This window comes from Phytoactinopolyspora alkaliphila (assembly GCF_010550695.1).
Classification (GTDB): Bacteria; Actinomycetota; Actinomycetes; order Jiangellales; family Jiangellaceae; genus Phytoactinopolyspora; species Phytoactinopolyspora alkaliphila.
Map to the genome: position 1 here is coordinate 240043 of NZ_JAAGOB010000001.1, position 20474 is coordinate 260516.

Below are 20474 nucleotides of genomic sequence, written 5' to 3' on the forward strand. Positions count from 1 at the left end.
AGCCGGTACGGTTGTCTGGTGAATCGAGTACTACGTCGGTACGCCGCCCTTGCTGTCGTCCCGATGGCGCTGTCTCTCGCCGCCTGCACCGATCAGCAGGAGCCAGAGGTACCCGAGGTTCCCGGCGCCACCGAGACGCCTGAAGACGCCGTCGACACCGCCGAGCCCACCGAACCCGCGGGCGATCCCACGGACGCCCTCGATGTGCCGTTCGAGTGTGGCGAGATGCTTACCGCGGGGCGGGTCGTGCAGATCCTGCAGACGCCTCTCGACGGCGAGTCTCAGCGGGTCTACAACGACGACTACCTGGCGGACTCTGGCCGCACAGGTAGATTGACCTGTCGGTATGGTGTGCCGACCGGGGGTTCCTCTCCGTCTCCGTCTCCGTCGCCGTCGGCGGACGGGCCGGCCGTCGAGGTCGCCGTCAGCTCGTACGTGGACGAGGAGACCGCGGCCGGTCGGATCGACACCACGCTTGGGTCCACCTCGCGCGACGTCGAACCGCAGACCATCGGCGGCACGGAAGGCTATCTGCTGACCGATGACGACGAGGTGACCTACATTGTCGCCAGGGGAGTGCGCACATATGTGATCACCTTGCGACGCGGCCTGGTGCCCGACGCGGCGGAGGTGGTGGTCATCCTCGAGCTGGCGGCCGAGATCCTCGGCGATGAGGCACCCGAAGAGTCCTGAGCGTCAGCCCGGCCGCCACGGCCAGGACTGCGAGGATCAGGAGAAGGCCCAGATCGGCCCCGGTATCCGGGATGTCCGGGCCGTCCGTGCCCATGGTGCTGGTGAAGTTCAGGCGGATCTGGCCGTCCTGAGCTTGCAGATCGTTGCCCGTGTCAGCCGGCAGTGTGGCGCGGGCGAGGTATTCGCGGGTTTCACCGCTGCCGATGTCCGGTAGCGGGATCGCTTCGTCGCCGCCCACAGCGGACAGCGCGCGGACCGTACTCGTATCCCCCGTGCATGAGTACGGTCCGCGCTGTTCCGGGGAGGAGATCCAGTCGCCGGGGCAGCTCTCGATCTCCAACTGGAGCCCGTCGATGCCCGTCAGGGGTGTGTCGTCGCCGATGACGGTGAGCGCCAGTGAGGCCCGTTCAGCGGCGGTGTTCGTGACGATGGCCAGCCACTCGACGGTCGAGCCGGGGGCGAGGCCGTCGAACTCGGGAGCCGACGGCTCCGATCTCACGTCCAGCCATTCGGGGGCGGTCATCTGATCAACCACACCCCGAGGCGAGTCCGGTCAGCACGTTGATCCGAACGAATGCCGGGATGGAAGGCTGCTGGGATCGCCAGCTCTGCCCGTACAGGCTGATCACGTAGACACGAAACGTTCCGAGAGCTAGAAGGTTCGGCTGAATTTGATACTGACGGGCCGAGGCGCCCATGGTGATCTGGGTGACCAGCGCGTTCGTGGTGTTGGTCCGTATTTCGACGCGATAGCCCGTCGGTGCCGGTCCCTCATCTGGCGCGTTCCACCGGATCTGCGCATGCTGGGTGAGACCCGGGTCGTTGCAGCGCAGGTTGGTGACTGGTCGCACTGTGGTCGTCGTGACCTGAGACGACGTCTCGCCCAGGTCGGCGAAGGCGGCCATGGTTCCCGTGACGCGGGGGGCCACAGTGGACACCGCGAGAGCGGCGGCGAGCACACACATGGCGGTTGTGCCCACGGCGCCGGTGGTCCGGCGACCGGGCGCCGTGTCGCCCCGCGTGTGCTCGTCTGCGGTGTCGCCCGTGCTACCAGCTGGCGGGTCCGCGGAGCCGTTCCCGCCTGAGCGCTGCGGACGTCGCCGGAACGACGTGACAAGCAGAGCGCCGACGACGACGCCCGCGGTGAATACCACGGGAGTCGACTGCGCCTCCCGGACCACCCGCCCCCAACCCGGCTGGGACCAGAAGACCCGGTCGGCCTCGTCCACCACGTAGGGGACGGCGTCTCGATCCGCGTTCGCATCGCCCTGCAGGACGAACCGGACGGCGGAACCACCGACCGGCTCTGCTGAGACGACGCGATGGGTCACCCTCGCGCCGTCGGCCCGGAAGACGCTGATCACATCCCCGACGACGATCTCCTCCGCCGGCGTGCTCCGCGCCAGGGCGAGCGAGCCGACCGGGATCTCCGGCGCCATCGAACCGGACCGGAACACCAGGGGCCGGACCTCGAGCAGGACGGCCGCGAGCGCGGCGACGGCGCAGAGCACGCCGATCGCCGCCGCCACGGTCAACAGCGTCTCGTGTGCGGCCCGGCGCCAGACGCGGATGCGGGTGGACACACGCCCGCGCTACGAGGACTGGGTGGCCAGGAAACCGAAGACGGCCGTGGCGCCCGCTCCCTGCGGTGCCGCCTCGCCCACGTCCACCCGGAAGCAGAGGACTTCGGAGTCGCCCTCGGCGAGGAATCGGCCGGGTTCGGCGATTTCACCACCGGGCAGGGCGGCCGGTCCGAAGACGGGATCACCCGGCGCGTCGAAGGCCGCCTCGTCGCAGGCAGCCGCCGAGCCGACGCCGACAATGGTGAGCTCCAGAGCTGCCGCGAGAGCGTCCGCCTCCGCTTGGTCGCCGTCACCGAGCGGTCCGACCTCGGTGTCCATCGCGTAGTCGAAGTCGAGACTACCGTTGTTGTTGACCTCGAGTGGGGCGACGACGGTGTCACCCGGGCCGGCGTTGTCCAGGGACAGCGACGTGAAGACGTAGGGCTCGGGATTGCCCTCGTTGTCTCCGTCGAATGCGATGTCGACGGAGCCTGTGGAGAATTCGGCGACCACGTCGCCGGAGTCGGTGAACTGGGCGAGTGTGACGGCGGTACCGATGCCGAGGACGGCACCGAGAGCGAGGAATGAGCGTACTCGGCCTCCACCAGGGCCGGCGTGGTTCTTGTGAGCGTGCTCCGTTACGGACACTGTGCCCACCCTTCTTGTTGACATGCGGACGCGAACAATGCCCCCAATGCCCCCCTCGCGAGCAACGCCCCCCGGCGAGTGCCCCCTGAACCGCGCCCCCCGGCGCGGCTTCTCGTGCCCGTGATTACCAACAATGGACGTCACTCTCTGTGATGTCAAGCGAGCCAGTTCGTCACGATTAGTGACCTCCGTGCAATCACCTAGAGTTGTCTCCGTGTTGCGTGTGGGATTGACAGGAGGCATCGGTGCCGGAAAGTCAACCGTCGCCCGTCATCTCGGGTCGCTCGGAGCGGTGGTGATCGATGCTGATCACATCGCCCGTGAGGTGGTAGCGCCGGGAACTGCAGGCTTCGAGGCCGTCGTCGCTCACTTCGGCCACGGCGTGGTGAAGCCCGACGGATCGCTCGACCGCCCCGCCCTCGGCCGGCTGGTGTTCGCCGACGACGAGCGCCGTTCGGAGCTGAACGCGATCGTCCATCCGCGCGTCCATGAGCGTCGTACGGAGCTGGTAGCCGCGGCTCCGGTGGACGCCGTCGTCGTCGAGGACATCCCGCTCCTCGTCGAGAATGGCCTGGCGGTGGCATATCCACTGGTGATCGTGGTCCACGCTGAGGAAGGCATTCGCATCGAGAGGCTGGTGTCGCGAGGGCTGAGTGCCGACGACGCACGCGCCAGGATCCGGGCTCAGGCGACCGTCGAGGAACGCCGGGCCGCGGCCGACGTGTGGCTCGACAACTCCGGTCCGGTCGAGCGCCTCCTCGCCGATGTCGGCGCGCTCTGGGCGGACCGGCTGGTGGACTTCGAGGCGAACTGCCGCCAGGCGCGCCCGGCGCCGCGGCCGAGCCAGCCGGTCATCGAGAAGGCGGATGCCTCGTGGGCGGCGACTGGGAACCGGCTGGTCGCGCGTATCGAGCACAGTGCCGGTGACCGCGCGCGGCGGGTGGACCACGTCGGCTCTACCGCTGTTCCCGGCCTGCCGGCGAAGGACGTCATCGACGTCCAGGTGGTGGCCGACGACCTGGCGACGGCGGTCGCACTGGCGGCCGAACTGTCCGACGCGGGGTTCGCTCCGATGCCTGGCCGCTGGTTCGACACGCTGCGTGACGGCTCGCGGGAGGGGAAGTCCTTGGCGTGCAACGCCGATCCGGCGCGTGCGGTCAACGTCCACGTCCGCCCGGCCGGGTCGCCGGCGGTCCGGGATGTTCTGCTGTTCCGCGACTGGCTGCGGGATACACCGGAGGCAGTGCGCGAGTACGCCGACCTCAAGCGTCGCCTCTCGCGGCACCGGTATGACCGCATGGACGACTACGCCGCCGCCAAGACTCCGTGGCTCAGAACCGCGCTGGCCCGCGCGGATACGTGGGCGGAGCGTACCGGCTGGATCTCGCCCACAGGGCACTAGCGCCCTGCGGCATCCAGCGGCGCCCGCATCGCGACGCGTTCGGGTACCGGGGCCCCAGCGGGCAGAAGGGGACACGGCTCGGGCTCGCCCCAGGCCAGGTGCAACGGCAGCACACCCGCCCATTCCCGATGCGTGACAAGATCCTCGTCGTCGTCTCCGGGAGGTCCTGAGCGCATCTTCACCGCCGCTTCCCGGAGGGACACCGCGATGACGCTGGTGGCCGCGAGCTCCTTGCGGGTCGGCAGGCGCGTGTTCGACCAGGAGCCCGGCGCGATGTGCTCCGTGAGAAGCCGCAGGGCCTCGACCTTCTCATCCGGGTCATCGACCACCCGTGGAACGCCGTGGATGACGGCGCTGGCGTAGTTCATCGAATGATGGAACACCGACCGGGCGTAGACCACACCGTCCAGCCGGGTGACCGCGACGCTGATGGGCGCTCCGCCGGAAGCGGCGACGAGGCTGGCCGAGCCGGTGGAACCGTGTAGGTAGAGCGTGTCCCCGGAGCGGCCGTATCCCGTTGGCAAGATTACCGGTGCTCCGTCGCGGACGATGCCGAAATGGCAGATCAGGCAGGAATCGAGCAGCTCGTACAGCTGGGCGCGCTCGGTCTGCGCCCGCTTGGCCCCGCGACGGACCGTGCTCCGGCTCGTCGGCGAGAGCGGAACGGCGGTGGCTGCGGAGCCACGAACGGTGTCTGGTGCCTGGCTGAGATCGGTCATGCCCTTCAGTGTCGGGGCTGGTGTGGCATTCTTGAACGGCCAATCACTGACGATTCAGGAAGGCCACTTTCGAGCCATGGTGCCTGAACTGCCGATGACGCTGGACCGGCGCGCGTCGCGGCCGCTGGCCCGGCAGGTGGCCGACCACCTGCGGGAAGCTGCCGCGCAGGGGCTGCTGCGCATCGGTGACCGGTTGCCGTCGACGCGGGCGTTGGCCGCCTCGCTCGGCGTCAGCAGGACCGTCACGGCAGCGGCGTACGAGCAGCTCGTCGCGGAAGGCTGGATCGAGGCCAAGCACGGCTCGGGATCGTTTCTCGCGGCTGAGCCACCGGTGCCCGGTGGGCTACGTCGTACCACCCGATCCGTACGCACGGATCCGCGTCGCGGCAGCAGCGCCCCTCCCGATGCCCAGGTGGACCTGCGTCCCGGGTCGCCGTGGGCGGCGGGTCTCGTGGAGTCCACGTGGCGCCGGGCGTGGCGACGCGCGGGTGACGCGGCGCCAGATCCGCGCCCTGTACGGGCCGGCCTGCCCGCTTATCGGGCGGCCGTCGCCGAACACCTGCTCAGGCATCGCGGTCTCGGCGTCTCCGGTGGCGCGGTCCTGGCCACCGGCGGCACCAGCGCTGCGCTGACCGAACTCGCGCTCGCGTGGCTCGAACCCGGTGACGCGGTCGCGGTGGAGGAGCCCGGCTATCCACGCGCGGTCGGCGCGCTGCGAGCGGCAGGGCTGCGGGTCCTGCCGGTGCGGGTCGACGGCGGGGGACTGGTGGTCGACGACCTGCCCGAGAACGCGCGCGCGGTGTACTGCACCCCCGCCCACCAGTTCCCGCTCGGAGCGCGGCTGAGTGCCAGCCGCCGGATGGCGCTCGTCCAGTGGGCGCGGGACACCGGGGCGACGATCATCGAGGACGACTACGACGGTGAGCTGCGCTACGACGTCGCGCCCCTCCCCATGCTCGCCGCCGTCGGGCCCGACGTCGTCGTCCATCTCGGAACCAGCAGCAAGATCATGACGCCGACGCTCGGGGTGGGGTGGATGGTGGCGCCTCGCTCCATCATCGCCGCGGTGCTCGCGTACCGGAACTCGGCCGGTATCGGGCCTTCGCTCGCCGGGCAGCGGGTGGTGACCGCGATGGCGGAGTCCGGAGACCTGTCCAGGCATCTGCGCCGGGTCCGGCGTGAGCTGGCCGTGCGGCGCGACATCGTCGCATCGAAGCTCGCCACGGCTGGTCGCGTCGTCGTCGGCGATCGAGCTGGGGCACACCTGGTGACGCTCGTCGACGGTCCGGACGACGAACGGTGGGCCATCGCGGCGGCCGCCGCCTCCGGTGTCGCCCTGGATGGGGTGGGGCGTTGTTTCGCCGGAGTCCCGGATATGGCCGGCATCACGCTCGGATACGCGGCGCCGGCTCGGCGCGATGACCTGGAGCGTGGCCTCGAAGTCTTCCTGAACCTCGCACGGGGGTAGCCGGCTGATACCGCCGAGTTCTCCTGCGGCACACCCAATGGTTGGAAAGAATTCTCTAATAGGGGTTCACGAGCCGAAGATTTGCGAATACATTCCAGGCCTACGTGGAGATCCTTTCGATCCAGGAGGAAGTGCCATGCCCCCTGTCCCCCCATCCGATCCCTCCCACCTCACCCGGCGCCGCGCCCTGGCACTCGGCGGCGGCGCCCTGCTGGGAGCTGCCGCCGGTGTGTCCGGATTCGCCCTGCCCGCGCAGGCACGTACCGACAGCAGCCTGGCCCGGGCCTTCGAGATCGCCGCGGATGCCCACGGCGTGCCCCGCGATCTCCTGGTGGCCGTCGGGCATGCCGAAACGCGGCTGACCCAGCATGACGGCCCGAGCCAGGCCCGTGGCTACGGCATCATGCACCTGGTCAGCAATCCGCAACACCGGACCCTGGCCGAAGCCGCGTCGCTGACCGGCCGCGCACCGGGGAAGTTGCGCACCGACCCGGCGGCCAACATCGACGGTGCGGCCGCGGTGTTGCGCGCCTATGCCGATGACGCCGGCTTCTCCCGGGCCGCGCGCGCCGACCTCGGGGCCTGGTACCCCGTCGTCGCCCGGTACTCGGGCGCCGCCAACGGCTACGTGGCGCGGTTCTACGCGGACGGCGTGTACGAGTCGCTCTGGACGGGCGCGTCGGCATCCGGTGTCATCCTCGACCCGCAGCCGGTGGAGCCGGACCGGGGCGCGGTGCTGACGACCCGCAGCGACGTGGGTGTGCTGACGGCCGACTATCCGCCCGCGCTGTGGGCCGCGGCGCATTCGAGCAACTACACCGTGTCCAACCGGCCGAGCAGCTACCCGATCAACTACGTGGTGATCCACATGATGCAGGGCACCTACGCCGGCAGCATCTCGTGGTTCCAGAACCCGTCGTCGAACGTCTCGGCCCACTACTGCATCCGCTCGTCCGACGGGCAGGTCACCCAGATGGTGCGGCACAAGGACTACGCGTGGCATGCCGGCAACTCCACCTACAACCGGCAGTCGATCGGCATCGAACACGAGGGCTACTTCGACCAGGCCTCCTGGTACACGGAGGCGATGTACCGCTCGTCGGCGGCACTGACCCGGCACGTCTGTGATATGTACGGGATCCCGAAGACGCGGTCGCGGATTATCGGGCACAACCAGGCGTCGTCGACCCCGTGCCCGGGCCAGATCTGGGACTGGACCCGGTACATGAACTACGTGACCGGAGACGGCGGTGGGGAGGTGGTATGGAGCACCATCGTGGACAACGGTTCGGCGGGCTTCAGTGCGGGCCCGAGCTGGGAGACGTCGTCGTACTCGTCGCAGCGCTACGGCGACAACTACCACTTCAACACGCCGGAGCCGGTGTCGGACGCGGCCTGGTTCTCCGCCACCCTGCCCGAGGCGGGAACGCATCGGGTCGAGGTCTGGTACCCGGCCAACTCCGGCTACAACGACCGCACTCCCTACGTGGTGGCGACCTCGAGCGGGAACCAGACGGTCCAAGTGAATCAGCGCACGGGTGGTGGGGCGTGGCGTTCGGTCGGCACCTTCTCCATGACAGCCGGCGCGAAGCAGGTGGTGGGCGTCAGCAGGTGGACCTCCGGCGGCGGCTACGTGATCGCCGACGCCGTCCGAATCTCCCGTCTCGCCTGACGCCGCCCCTGGCATGGGTTAAGGTCGTTGGAAACGGACATTTCGCCCACGATTGCGACCCTAACCCATGCCAGGGGTCGGTAGTGAGGTGACGTTGTCGGTGGGTGAGCATACGGTTGTCGGTATGCGCGCAAGTACCGACATCGTCCGACGTGACGCACCGTTCAAGGTCGTCAGTGACTGGGATCCCTCCGGTGACCAGCCGCAGGCCATCGACGAGCTGGAGCGGCGCGTCCGCGCCGGTGAGGAGGACGTCGTCCTGCTCGGTGCCACCGGTACGGGAAAGAGCGCGACGACGGCCTGGCTGATCGAGCGGCTCCAGCGGCCCACCCTGGTGATGGCACCGAACAAAACGCTGGCGGCACAGCTGGCGAACGAGTTCCGCGATCTGCTGCCCAACAACGCGGTCGAGTACTTCGTCTCGTACTACGACTACTACCAGCCCGAGGCCTACGTGCCGCAGACTGACACCTACATCGAGAAGGACTCGTCGATCAACGACGAGGTAGAGCGCCTTCGCCACTCCACCACCGGATCGTTGATGACCAGGCGGGACGTCGTCGTCGTCGCTACCGTTTCTTGCATCTACGGGCTGGGAAATCCCCAGGAGTACGCCGACCGGATGGTGTGGCTACGGGTGGGGGAGGAGCGCAACCGCGAGGCGTTGTTGCGCCGGCTGGTGGAGATCCAGTACACCCGCAATGATCAGAACTTCACGCGGGGTACGTTCCGGGTGCGCGGTGACACTCTGGAGATCATTCCCCAGTACGGGGAGCTCGCCGTGCGCGTCGAGTTCTTCGGCGACGAGGTCGAGAAGATCACCACGCTGCACCCGCTCACCGGCGAGGTCATCAGCGAAGAAGACCTGATGTACGTCTTCCCTGCCTCTCACTATGTGGCGGCGCCGGAGACGCAGGAGCGCGCGTTGCACGGCATCGAGGAAGAGCTCGCGCAACGGCTCGCGGAGCTGGAGAAACAGAACAAGCTGCTGGAGGCGCAGCGGCTGCGGATGCGCACCACCTATGACCTGGAGATGATCCGCGAGGTCGGATTCACCTCCGGCATCGAGAATTACTCACGGCACTTCGACGGACGCGCTCCGGGTTCGCCGCCCAACTGCCTGCTCGACTACTTCCCGGAAGACTTCCTGCTCGTCATCGACGAGTCCCACGTCACGGTTCCACAGATCGGCGGCATGTTCGAGGGCGACATGAGCCGGAAGCGCACCCTGGTGGAACACGGGTTCCGGCTGCCCAGCGCCATGGACAACCGGCCGCTGAAATGGGACGAGTTCCTCGAGCGGGTGGGCCAGAAGGTCTACCTGTCCGCCACACCGGGACCCTATGAGCTGGGTAAGGGCGACGGCGTGGTCGAGCAGATCATCCGGCCTACCGGCCTGATCGACCCGGAGGTCGTCGTCAAGCCGACCAAGGGCCAGATCGACGATCTCATGCACGAGATCAACTCCCGCTCCGCTCGCCACGAGCGCGTGCTGGTCACCACCCTGACGAAGAAGATGGCCGAAGATCTCACCGACTACCTGCTCGAGCACGGCGTGCGGGTCCGGTATCTCCACAGCGAGGTAGACACGCTGCGCCGGGTGGAGCTGCTGCGCGAGCTGCGGCTGGGTGAGTTCGACGTCCTCGTGGGGATCAACCTGCTTCGTGAGGGCCTCGACCTGCCCGAGGTATCACTGGTCAGCATCCTGGACGCGGACAAGGAAGGCTTCCTGCGTTCAGGCACGTCGCTCATCCAGACCATCGGCCGGGCGGCGCGTAACGTCTCCGGCCAGGTGCACATGTACGCGGACACCATGACGCCGTCGATGCAGAACGCCATCGACGAGACGAACCGCCGGCGGGAACGCCAGATCGCCTACAACACCGAACACGGCATCGACCCGACGCCCCTGCGCAAGCGGATCGGGGACATCACCGAGATGCTCGCCCGCGAGGATGCCGACACCGACGAGCTGATCGGCGGCTCGGGGCGGGCGGCCAGCCGAGGCAAGTCACCGGTGCCGGGCCTGGGAAGCAGCGCCGAGACCGGCCGGCATGCGGCGGAGCTCGCGGGCATGCCGTCTGCCGACCTCGCGGAGTTGATCAGGCAACTTTCCGAGCAGATGCACAACGCGGCGGCCGAGCTGCAGTTCGAGCTGGCGGCCAGGTTGCGTGACGAGATCGCGGAGCTGAAGAAGGAGCTGCGAGGCATGCACGAGGCAGGCGTGAAGTAGGCCGGCTGCGTGGGTGTGGAATACTGGACCGGACGTGGAGGGGAGTAATCCCTAAGCGGTGGCATCGTCATCACGGACAGCCCTCGGCGGGGGCTCCCGGTGCCTCCGGTCCGGTGCATCGGGCGGAAGAGACCTCCGGAAATGCGCGCTCCCTGCGCTGTGCTGACCGGAGAGGATCTCTACGTTCGTGCTGGATCTACCTGCCTGGTTCGAAGTCGGAACCCTTGTCGTCCTGACGCTCCTGCTCATCGCCGACCTGCTCATCGTCACCCGCCGCCCGCACGCGCCCTCGATGCGCGAAGCCAGCGGATGGGTGTCGTTCTATGTGGGGCTCGCTGTCCTCTTCGGCATCCTGATGTGGGTGGTGGGCGGCGCACAGGCATCCGGCGAGTTCTTTGCCGGGTGGCTGACCGAGTACAGCCTCAGCGTCGACAACCTGTTCGTCTTCGTGATCATCATGAGTCAGTTCCGGGTGCCGAGGAAGTATCAGCAATCCGTGCTGATGTTTGGGATCCTGCTGGCGATCGTGATGCGCGGGATCTTCATCCTGCTCGGCGCCCTGGCCATCAACCAGTTCGCCTGGGTGTTCTACATCTTCGGCGCCTTCCTGATCTACACCGCGGTCAAGCTCGCCCAGCAGCAGGTCACACATGAGGAACACGAGGAGAGCTACGACAACGCGTTCATCCGGAAGGTGAGCAAGCGGCTGCGGATGAGCAACGACTACGACGGCGTCAAGCTGCGTACCCGCGTGGACGGCCGCAAGCTCTTCACTCCGATGCTGATCGTCTTCCTGGCCATCGGCTCCGCGGACCTGCTGTTCGCGGTCGACTCGATCCCGGCCATCTTCGGCATCACCCAGGAAATGTTCATCGTCTTCACCGCGAACGTCTTCGCCCTGATGGGACTGCGGCAGCTCTACTTCCTGCTCGGCGGGCTTCTCGAACGGCTCGTGTACCTGACCGCCGGGCTGTCGGTGATCCTCGCGTTCATCGGCGTCAAACTGGTGCTGCACGCGCTGCACGAGAACAACTTGCCGTTCCTCAACGGTGGCGAGCCCTTGCACGTGCCCGAGGTGCCGATCTGGTTCTCGTTGCTCTTCATCGTCACCACCCTGGTCGTCACCACGACGGCAAGCCTGCTCAAGACGCGCCGAGACCTGCGCCGCGTCGGCGGAGCCGAGAAGGTCGAGGCCGATCTACCCACCGGCGGCCCGCACTCGTAGTTCGCGGCACGATGCCGGGTGGATCACCAGCCGCGAGCGCGCCAGTCGGCGAGGTGGGGACGTTCCCGGCCGAGGGTGGTGTCGTCGCCGTGGCCGGGGTACACCCACGTCTCGTCCGGTAGCAGGTCGAACAGTTTGCGCTCGACGCCGTCCAGCAGCGACGCGAAGTCCTCGGACGAGGTCGTCTTGCCGACACCGCCGGGAAACAGGGCGTCACCGGTCCAGAGATGCGGAGGTCCCGTCGGGTCGTCGTACAGGAGCGCGATGCTGCCGGGCGTATGCCCGGCCAGATGGATCACCGCCAGCTCGCACGAGCCGAACCGGACTCGCTCCCCGTCGCGCACCGGCTCCGCCACGGGCACGGCGATTCCAGGAGCGTCATCAGGGTGCGCGACGGTGGCCGCTCCGGTGGCCCGCGCGACGTCGTCGAGCGCACTCCAATGGTCCCGGTGCCGGTGCGTGGTGACGATACGCACCAGGGGGCCTTCGCCGCAGGTGGTGAGAATGCGGTCCGGCTCAGCCGCGGCGTCGATCAGCAGTTCCTCGCCGGTCTGGCGGCACCGCAGCACGTAGGCGTTGTTGTCCCAGCTTCCACCCACCGACATCTTGTTGATGATGAGGTGGCTCAGCTCGCGGACCGCCGGCGGCCCGCCGGGGGAGACATGCCCGTGATAGGTCATGGCAACCAGGCGGGCAGGCGCGGGAGGGCATCGGTGGGCGATACCTGCAGGTCTTCACCGGTGGAGCGGCCGACCAGCCAGGCGAGAACCGAGCGGGCCGAGCCCTTGACCGTGACCTGATCGCCCGATCCGATCCGTGCTGCGGCGCCGTCGATCACCATGGTGAAGCTCGGGACGTCGTCGCGCTGGCCGAAGCCGCGGACCGTCTCGGCCAAGGCACGCCGGACGAAGAACTCCGGCCAGTGGCCCGGCGTGTACCCGGCGGCGAGATCGACGTGGTGGATCTCGACCTCGAGCAACCGCATCCACAGTGTGCGGCGGGCGGGCACGGTCCGGCCCGATCCGCCGGGTCCGGTGCGTACCTCCCGGGTCCATGCGTCGGCGGGCAGATCGGTGACCGCGGCGGCGAACCTGCTCGACGAGGCGCCGAGGTCGGCGATCTGCTCCTCCAGCGGGCGGGAGGCTCCGGCGACGATCTCCCGGTCGCGGGAGTCCCGGCTCGGATACATCAGTGCTTCCTTGCCGGTCCGTGCCCACGTGAGCAGGTTGGTGAGCGCGTCCGCGTTGCGCGCCAGGTGCGTGATCACGTGTCCCCGCGTCCAGCCCGGGCATAAGCTCGGGGCGGCGAGCGTTTCACCGTCGAGGGCGCCGGCCGTCGCGATGAGGCGTTCGGTCGCAGCGGTCACCGGGCCGGTGGATTCCTCGTTGTCGGTCTCGTGGGTCCTGGATGACATGGAAGGCACGGCCCGAATCTACCTGGGACGACGTCACTGTGGCCAACCTTGTCGGTGATGGCGCCTACTATGCGTGTGGTGCGCCTTGTGCGCGCGGAGAATGTGCTGATTCGACGAAAGAGCCGGGCTGCTGATGACCGATCGGACCACCACCTATGCCGGTGACCGCCTCGTGGTGCGAGGCGCGCGCGAGCACAACCTCAAGGACGTCTCGCTCGATCTGCCACGAGACTCCATCATCGTCTTCACCGGCCTGTCCGGCTCCGGCAAGTCAAGTCTCGCATTCGACACGATCTTTGCCGAAGGACAGCGCCGGTACGTCGAGTCCCTGTCGGCCTATGCGCGGCAGTTCCTCGGCCAGATGGACAAGCCGGACGTCGACTTCATCGAAGGGCTCTCGCCGGCGGTCTCCATCGACCAGAAGTCCACGTCCCGCAACCCCCGCTCCACGGTCGGGACCATCACCGAGGTCTACGACTATCTGCGTCTGCTCTACGCGCGGGCCGGTCACCCGCACTGCCCGGAGTGCGGGCGGCCCATCGGCCGGCAGACGCCGCAGTCGATCGTCGACCGGGTCCTGGAGCTCGAGGAGGGCAGCCGGTTCCAGGTGCTTGCACCGGTGGTCCGTGAGCGCAAGGGCGAGTACGCCGACCTGTTCCGCACTCTCCAGTCACAGGGATACTCGCGGGCCCGGGTGGACGGCACCGTCTATCAGCTGACCGATGTGCCCAAACTGAAGAAACAGGAGAAGCACACCATCGAGGTGGTGGTGGACCGGCTGACCGTGAAGTCGTCGTCGCTGCGCAGGCTCACCGACTCGGTGGAGACTGCGCTGCGGCTCTCCGGCGGCCTGGTGACGCTGGACTTCGTCGACCTTCCGGAGTCCGACGAGAATCGCGAGCGGGTGTTCTCCGAGCATCTGTACTGCCCCTACGACGAGCTTTCCTTCGAGGAGCTGGAACCGCGTACCTTCTCCTTCAACTCTCCGTTCGGAGCGTGCCCGGAGTGCTCCGGCCTCGGCACCCGCATGGAGGTGGACGAGGAGCTCGCGGTGCCGGACCCCTCGGCCACGCTCGATGACGGGGCGCTCGCGCCGTGGGCGCCGGGGCACAGTACCGAGTACTTCGGCCGGCTGGTGACTGCTCTGGCGGAAACCATCGGTTTCCGCACCGACACACCCTTCGAGAAGCTGCCCAAGAAGGCACGCGATGCCCTCCTGCACGGCTACGGACAGCAGGTACACGTCCGCTACAAGAACCGGTACGGCCGCGAGCGCTCCTACTACACGTCGTACGAAGGCGTGATCCCGTGGGTACGGCGCCGCTACGCGGAAGCTGAGTCCGACACCAGCCGCGAGCGGTTCGAGGGGTTCATGCGTGAGGTCCCCTGTCCCGCGTGCAAGGGCGCCAGGCTCAAGCCCGTCGTCCTCGCCGTGACGCTCGGTGGGCGGAGCATCGCCGAGGTGGCGGCGATGCCCATCGGCGAGTGCGCGGCGTTCCTGCGTCAGCTCGAGCTGTCCGAGCGAGAGCAGCAGATCGCCGCGCGAGTACTCAAAGAGGTCAACGAGCGGCTGCAATTCCTCGTCGACGTCGGACTGCACTACCTCAGCCTCGACCGGGCGGCTGCCACGCTCGCCGGCGGGGAGGCACAGCGCATCCGGCTCGCCACGCAGATCGGTTCAGGCCTGGTCGGCGTGCTCTACGTTCTCGACGAACCGTCCATCGGCTTGCATCAACGGGACAACCACCGGCTGATCGACACCCTCGTCCGGCTCCGTGACCTGGGAAACACGCTGATCGTGGTCGAGCATGACGAAGACACCATCCGCACCGCGGACTGGGTGGTCGACATCGGGCCCGGCGCCGGCGAACACGGCGGCCAGGTGGTCGTCAGCGGAACCGTCGACGAGCTGCTGCAAGACCCCGGATCCATCACCGGTGAGTACCTGTCCGGCAAGCGCGCCATCGAGATCCCGACGGTCAGGCGGCCGCCCACCAAGGGAAAGGCCCTCACGGTTGTCGGAGCCCGCGAGCACAATCTGCGGGGCGTGGACGTCTCGTTCCCCCTCGGCTGCTTCGTCGCGGTCACGGGCGTCAGCGGCTCGGGAAAGTCGACGCTGGTCAACGACATCCTGTACACGTCCCTCGCCCGGGAGATCTACGGGGCGAAGGCGGTTCCGGGCCGGCATCGGCGCATCGACGGCATGGGCCTGGTGGACAAGGTCGTGCACGTCGACCAGTCACCTATCGGGCGTACCCCGCGAAGCAACCCGGCCACGTACACGGGAGTCTTCGACCACGTCCGCAAGCTCTTCGCCGAGACCCAGGAGGCGAAGATCCGGGGCTACCAGCCGGGACGCTTCTCCTTCAACGTCAAGGGCGGCCGGTGCGAGGCGTGCAGCGGAGACGGCACCATCAAGATCGAGATGAACTTCCTGCCCGACGTCTACGTTCCGTGCGAGGTGTGCCACGGCGCTCGGTACAACCGGGAGACCCTCGAGGTGCATTACAAGGGCAAGACCATCTCCGAGGTGCTGGAGATGCCGATCGAGGAAGCAGTGGAGTTCTTCGAGCCGGTTCAGCGCATCTCCCGGCACCTGCGGACTCTGGTGGACGTGGGTCTGGGATACGTCCGTCTCGGGCAGCCGGCGCCCACGCTGTCCGGTGGCGAGGCTCAGCGAGTCAAGCTCGCCGCGGAACTGCAGAAGCGCTCCACCGGCCGGACCATCTACGTGCTGGACGAACCGACCACAGGCCTGCACTTCGAGGACATCCGCAAGCTGATCGGGGTGCTGCAGGGGCTCGTGGACAAGGGCAACACGGTGGTGGTCATCGAGCACAACCTCGATGTCATCAAGACGGCCGACTGGATCATCGACATGGGTCCCGAAGGGGGTACCGGCGGCGGCACAGTGGTCGCCACCGGCACGCCGGAGCAGGTCGCGGAGATCGACGCGTCGCACACGGGAACGTTCCTGCGCAACATCCTGAACCGGTGAACGACGACGGCCAGGCGCCGAGTGCCTGGCCGTCGCCCGTTCAGGCGAACATGATGCGGGCCCGTTTCCGAACGGCGCGGCCCGCACCTGTCACCGCCTCAGAAGCGCGGGGGCTCGTCGTCGGCGCCCGCGCCCCGGCCCGGGCCTGTGGCGGAGGTGGCGTCACCCAGGACGTCCCCGTCCGGTCCCGGTTGCGGAGCGAGCTTGGCCCACCACTGCTGCGCGGTCTTGATCCCGCCCACACCGAACGCGATCGTGGCGGCCACCAGGACCGACAGCGGCAGATACTGCAGGAGGGTGTTCTCCACCTTGTCCGTGACCGACGGCGCGAAGTTCAGGGTGTCGAACGCCGCCAGGAACCCGATCACGAGCACGCCGATCCGGACCGCGGTGCTCACCCAAGCCATGTTGCGGCTCTCGGCGAACGGCCTGACCACGCCGGCGGCCCAGTTGGCGATGGCCGCCGCCACGAACAACACCAGTAGCGCGATCGCCACGAGCGGCAGGTAGGCGATCAGGTCGGTGAGAAGCTGGGTGAGCTGGTCGATTCCCAGCACCTCGGCGCTGATCTGGATAAAGATCAGGAAGATGAGGAAGTAGGCGATCTGGCCGACCAGTCGCACACCGGACGTGCCAGCTTGCTGCAACAACGTCTCCAAGCCTGCGGCCTCGGTGATTCGGCCCGCACCTACCTTCTCCAGCACTGCTATGAGCAGGCGGCGGATCAGTTTGGCGATCCAGTGTCCCACCAGCAGGATGAGAAGTGCCACGATCAGGCGTGGCACCGCTTCACCCACATCGCGGCCGAGCTCGGTGAACGAGTCGGAGAGTTCATCGACGAAATTGGTACTCGCCACGGGGACGTACATCTATTCCTCCAATGTGAGACGAACCGCGTTCCCTCAATTCGAGGATATAGTTCCTGGAGTAATGACACCTGTCAATTCGTTGGATCAGTGCCGTATTTGCCGCATGGATTGTCGGAAATCGTCAATATATTCCGAAATATGTATTGGCTGACCAGGTAGTTTGGGCACTGACATCGAGGCGCTGACGTCAATCCAGAAACGTCGGGAATGTGGCGGACTACGCCGACTCGCGAATGACCAGAGTAGTGTCCAGGACGGCCGATGAGTCCGGAGGAATCTGTTCGGAGATATGCGCGACGAGCATCCGGGCCATGGCTTTGCCCATCTCTTCAATGGGCTGGTGCACGGTGGTCAATGCCGGTTCGGTCTGGCGAGCGACGCTTGTGTCGTCGAATCCGACGACGGCCACGTCGTCGGGGACGTGCCGGCCGCTGTCCCGGAGCGCGCGCAAAGCGCCGGCGGCCATCAGGTCCGCGGCGATGAACACGGCGTCGATGTCCGGCCGGCGGCTCAGCAGGAGCTTCATCGCCGTCTTGCCGCTGTCGTAGCTGAAGTCGCCGTACGCGATCAGGTCGGGCTCGTTGAGCAGGCCGTGGCCTACGCGGGCCTCGTGGTATCCGTCGAGGCGGGCGAGCCCGGCCCCCATGTCCTGGGGCCCGGCGATGGTGGCGATGACTCGTCGCCCGGCGGAGTACAGATGCTCGACCGCACGGCGCGCTCCGCCGGCGTTGTCCACGTCGACGAACCGGCCGGCCGCGACCCCTGGGCGGGTGAGGCGAGCGGGGCGGCCACCGAGGACGAGCGGCAGGCCCCGCTGTTCGACCAGGCCGGGCAGGGGATCGGCATCATGCAGGGACAGCAGCATGACACCGTCGACGTGCTGGGGGGTCAGGTGCCGCTCCACCCGCTCGCGTTCGGCTGCGGACTGAGCCATCGCCAGCCACAGCTGCAACGGCGTGTCCACCAGCGCTGAACTGATGCCACGCACGATGCCGGCGAAGAACGGCTCCCCGAACAGCCGTTCCTCCGACTCGGAGACGACGAGGGCGACGGCGTCGGTACGCCGGGTCACCAGAGAGCGGGCGGCGAGGTTCGGAACGTATCCGAGCTCGGCGATGGCCTGCTCCACCGCTGCCTTGGCCGCTGGGCTGACCTGGGTCGATCCGTTGATAACCCGGGACACTGTGCCGCGGCCCACACCGGCGCGGGCAGCCACCTTCTCCAACGTGGGACGGCCGTCCGTGCGGGTCGATCTGCTGGTGCTCACTCGGCCATTATCTTCTTCGGCAGCCGGAGCCCGTTCCGGCGGATGACGCCGGCGTACCATCGGGCGCTCGTTTTCGGCCGGCGGCGTTGATCGTCGTAGTCGACGTGGACGAGCCCGAAACGCTTGGCGAAGCCGTGCGCCCACTCGAAGTTGTCCATCAGCGACCAGGCGAAGTAGCCGCGCAGCGGCACACCGGCAGCGATCGCCCGATGACAGGCCTCGATGTGATCGAAGAAGTAGGCGACGCGCTCCGGATCGTCGATGTCTCCCTCCGGGGAGACGACGTCCGGGAATGACGAGCCGTTCTCGGTGACGTAAAGCGGCAGCGCCGGGTAGTCACGATGCAGCCTGAGAAGTGTCTCGGTCAGCCCGGCCGGGTCGATGTCCCAGCCCATGCCCGTCACCGGGCCGCCGTTGCCGACGAACCGCACGCTCTCGCTCCCCGGCCACGCCGACGGCTTCCCATCTGCTGCCGGGGCGTCGTCTGCCCCCTCGTCGGCCGTCACGACGTAACGGCTGTAGTAGTTGACTCCGAGAAAGGACAGGGGAGTGGAGATCGTGTCGAGGTCACCGTCGGCAATGTGGTCGAGCCGGGTGAGCTGGGTCAGGTCTTCGACCACGTCGGCGGGGTACTCGCCACGCAGGACGGGGTCGAGGAAGATCCGGTTGGCCAGGCCGTCGATCCGGCGGGCGGCGTCGGCCGCTCCCGGGTGGCCGTTCGCCGGAGAGACGGCGTAGAGATTGAGCGTGACGCCGACCTGGGTGCCGGTCTGTGCCGCGGTCCAGAGCGCGTCCGCGGCCAGCCCGTGGCCGAGCATCAGGTGGTGTGCGGCCCGGACGGCGGATCGACCGTCACGCCGCCCGGGCGCGTGCTCGCCGGAGCCGTAACCTAGAAACGCGGAGCACCAGGGCTCGTTGAGGGTGGTCCAGTGCCGGACCCGGTCACCGACTGCTTGGTGGACGAGGAGCGCGTAGTCGGCGAACCGGGCAGCGGTGTCGCGTTCCGGCCAGCCGCCGGCGTCCTCGAGGGCCTGGGGGAGGTCCCAGTGGTACAGGGTGAGCCACGGCTCGATGCCGTGGTCGAGAAGCTCGTCGATCAGGCGGCGATAGAAGTCCAGGCCGGCCTGGTTTGCGGGGCCACGCCCATCCGGCTGCACCCGCGGCCAGGCGACGGAGAATCGGTAGGCGGCGAGTCCAAGGTCGCTCATGAGGCGCACGTCGTCGCGGTAGCGGTGGTAGTGGTCGCAGGCGACGTCCGCCGTGGTGCCGTCGGCGATGGATCCCGGGGTGTGGCTGAACGTGTCCCAGATCGAGGCGCCGCGGCTGTGCTCGTGGACGGCGCCCTCGATCTGGTAGGCGGCTGTGGCCGCGCCCCAGCGGAATCCGGGTGGGAACGTCGCGATGGGAGTGGCCGTGCCGGTCTGTGGGCGTTGGGCCGGGAAGGTGTTCACTCCTTGACCGATCCTTCCATGATGCCGCTGATGATCTGCCTGCCGAACACCACGAACACCACGAGCAGTGGCAGCATCGCCAGCGCCGTACTGGCGAAGACCATGGCGTAGTCGGTCGTGTAGTGCGCCGCTGAAATGATCTTGATCGACAGCTGGACGGTGGGGTTGTTCGGTGTGAGCACCACGAACGGCCAGATGAACTCGTTCCACTGCAGCATGAAGGTGAGCAGGCCGAGGACCGCACAGGCCGGCCGCAGGGCCGGGAGCACGAGGTGCCAATAGATGCGCCAGGTGGAACAGCCGTCGATCCGGCCCGCCTCGATCAGCTCGTCGCTGACCGCCGCCACGGCGTACTGGCGCATGAGAAACACGCCGAATCCGTTGACCAGGAACGGCACGATCACCGCCTGTAGGGAGTCGGTCCAGTCCAGCGCCATCATGATCAAGTAGAGCGGGACGATGGCGAGTTGCGTCGGCACCATCATCGTGGCGACGATGAAGAGCATCAGAGCGTTCCGGCCGCGGAATCTCAGCTTGGCGAAGGCGAAGCCGGCCAGCGAGGAGAAGAAGATCACGGAGATCGTGATCACTCCGGCGACGATGGCCGAGTTGAGCATCCCTTTCAGGAAGATGCCGTTCTCCGCGTCGATTACCCGGGAGACGTTCTCGCTGAACTCACCGCCGGGCAGCAGGGGAGGCGGGATCTGGTAAGCCGACTGGCTGTCGCGCGTCGCCATGATGAACGCCCAGATGATGGGGAAGACGGAGAGGACCATCCCGATGACCAGGGCGAAATACGTCAGCGGGCTGGCTTCCCACAGTCGGCTCCCGACGCCGCGCCGGGGACGTCGCC

General features: G+C 67.7%; 17 protein-coding genes. 7 read left to right on the plus strand and 10 right to left on the minus strand.

What is annotated here, in order from left to right; translation table 11 throughout:
- Window positions 1-18 precede the first annotated feature (18 nt).
- Entirely contained in the window at window positions 19-693 is a 675-nt protein-coding gene (locus tag G1H11_RS00965) for a hypothetical protein (RefSeq protein ID WP_163815172.1), read from the plus strand.
- On the opposite strand, the gene G1H11_RS00970 is transcribed toward G1H11_RS00965, so the two are convergent.
- From G1H11_RS00970 to G1H11_RS00980, 3 genes are read right to left on the minus strand one after another with little or no spacing between them, the layout of a single operon-like run.
- Entirely contained in the window at window positions 638-1216 is a 579-nt protein-coding gene (locus G1H11_RS00970) for a hypothetical protein (protein ID WP_163815174.1), read from the minus strand. The two genes, G1H11_RS00965 and G1H11_RS00970, sit on opposite strands and share 56 nt — an antisense overlap.
- Window positions 1217-1220: 4 nt before the next feature.
- Complete coding sequence (locus G1H11_RS00975; RefSeq protein WP_163815176.1) at window positions 1221-2276, minus strand: hypothetical protein; 1056 nt, start codon at window positions 2274-2276, stop codon at window positions 1221-1223.
- A 9-nt stretch (window positions 2277-2285) separates the two neighbouring features.
- A complete protein-coding gene (locus G1H11_RS00980; RefSeq protein ID WP_163815178.1) occupies window positions 2286-2903 on the minus strand; it encodes a TasA family protein in 618 nt (205 codons plus the stop codon).
- A 214-nt stretch (window positions 2904-3117) separates the two neighbouring features.
- Between G1H11_RS00980 and coaE the strand changes: the two genes are divergently transcribed.
- Window positions 3118-4305 (plus strand): dephospho-CoA kinase, encoded by a 1188-nt coding sequence (gene coaE, locus G1H11_RS00985; protein WP_163815180.1) that lies wholly within the window; start codon window positions 3118-3120, stop codon window positions 4303-4305.
- Here coaE and G1H11_RS00990 read toward each other — a convergent pair.
- On the minus strand, window positions 4302-5024 hold the full coding sequence (locus tag G1H11_RS00990; RefSeq protein WP_163815182.1) for a pyridoxamine 5'-phosphate oxidase family protein: 723 nt from the start codon (window positions 5022-5024) through the stop codon (window positions 4302-4304). The genes coaE and G1H11_RS00990 overlap by 4 nt on opposite strands.
- Window positions 5025-5100: 76 nt before the next feature.
- On the opposite strand from G1H11_RS00990, the gene pdxR reads away from it, so the two are divergent.
- From pdxR to G1H11_RS01010, 4 genes are all read left to right on the plus strand, one after another.
- Window positions 5101-6492: a MocR-like pyridoxine biosynthesis transcription factor PdxR gene (gene pdxR / locus G1H11_RS00995; protein WP_163815184.1), complete on the plus strand. Its 1392-nt coding sequence runs from the start codon at window positions 5101-5103 to the stop codon at window positions 6490-6492.
- Window positions 6493-6628: 136 nt separating this feature from the next.
- Window positions 6629-8164: a golvesin C-terminal-like domain-containing protein gene (locus tag G1H11_RS01000; RefSeq protein WP_163815187.1), complete on the plus strand. Its 1536-nt coding sequence runs from the start codon at window positions 6629-6631 to the stop codon at window positions 8162-8164.
- A 124-nt stretch (window positions 8165-8288) separates the two neighbouring features.
- The gene (uvrB, locus tag G1H11_RS01005; RefSeq protein ID WP_163815188.1) at window positions 8289-10397 is read left to right on the plus strand and encodes an excinuclease ABC subunit UvrB; all 2109 of its coding nucleotides are present in this window, start codon (window positions 8289-8291) and stop codon (window positions 10395-10397) included.
- Between the two features lie 190 nt (window positions 10398-10587).
- Window positions 10588-11622, plus strand: coding sequence for a TerC family protein (locus G1H11_RS01010; protein WP_163815882.1), 1035 nt, complete (start codon window positions 10588-10590; stop codon window positions 11620-11622).
- Window positions 11623-11645: 23 nt separating this feature from the next.
- Here G1H11_RS01010 and G1H11_RS01015 read toward each other — a convergent pair whose 3' ends face one another.
- The gene (locus G1H11_RS01015; protein ID WP_163815191.1) at window positions 11646-12302 is read right to left on the minus strand and encodes an MBL fold metallo-hydrolase; all 657 of its coding nucleotides are present in this window, start codon (window positions 12300-12302) and stop codon (window positions 11646-11648) included.
- Window positions 12299-13036, minus strand: coding sequence for a maleylpyruvate isomerase family mycothiol-dependent enzyme (locus G1H11_RS01020; protein ID WP_163815884.1), 738 nt, complete (start codon window positions 13034-13036; stop codon window positions 12299-12301). Before G1H11_RS01020 ends, G1H11_RS01015 begins: the two co-directional genes overlap by 4 nt.
- 133 nt (window positions 13037-13169) lie before the next feature.
- Between G1H11_RS01020 and uvrA the strand changes: the two genes are divergently transcribed.
- Window positions 13170-16034, plus strand: coding sequence for an excinuclease ABC subunit UvrA (gene uvrA, locus G1H11_RS01025; RefSeq protein ID WP_163815193.1), 2865 nt, complete (start codon window positions 13170-13172; stop codon window positions 16032-16034).
- Window positions 16035-16132: 98 nt separating this feature from the next.
- Here the strand turns inward: uvrA and G1H11_RS01030 are convergent, their stop codons facing one another.
- From G1H11_RS01030 to G1H11_RS25430, 4 genes are all read right to left on the minus strand, one after another.
- Window positions 16133-16903, minus strand: coding sequence for a mechanosensitive ion channel family protein (locus G1H11_RS01030; RefSeq protein ID WP_163815194.1), 771 nt, complete (start codon window positions 16901-16903; stop codon window positions 16133-16135).
- Window positions 16904-17120: 217 nt separating this feature from the next.
- The gene (locus tag G1H11_RS01035; RefSeq protein WP_216843312.1) at window positions 17121-18170 is read right to left on the minus strand and encodes a LacI family DNA-binding transcriptional regulator; all 1050 of its coding nucleotides are present in this window, start codon (window positions 18168-18170) and stop codon (window positions 17121-17123) included.
- Entirely contained in the window at window positions 18167-19621 is a 1455-nt protein-coding gene (locus G1H11_RS01040; protein WP_163815198.1) for a GH1 family beta-glucosidase, read from the minus strand. Before G1H11_RS01040 ends, G1H11_RS01035 begins: the two co-directional genes overlap by 4 nt.
- On the minus strand, window positions 19618-20397 hold the full coding sequence (locus G1H11_RS25430) for an ABC transporter permease subunit (RefSeq protein WP_163815886.1): 780 nt from the start codon (window positions 20395-20397) through the stop codon (window positions 19618-19620). The genes G1H11_RS01040 and G1H11_RS25430 overlap by 4 nt, the downstream gene beginning before the upstream one ends.
- Window positions 20398-20474 lie beyond the last annotated feature (77 nt).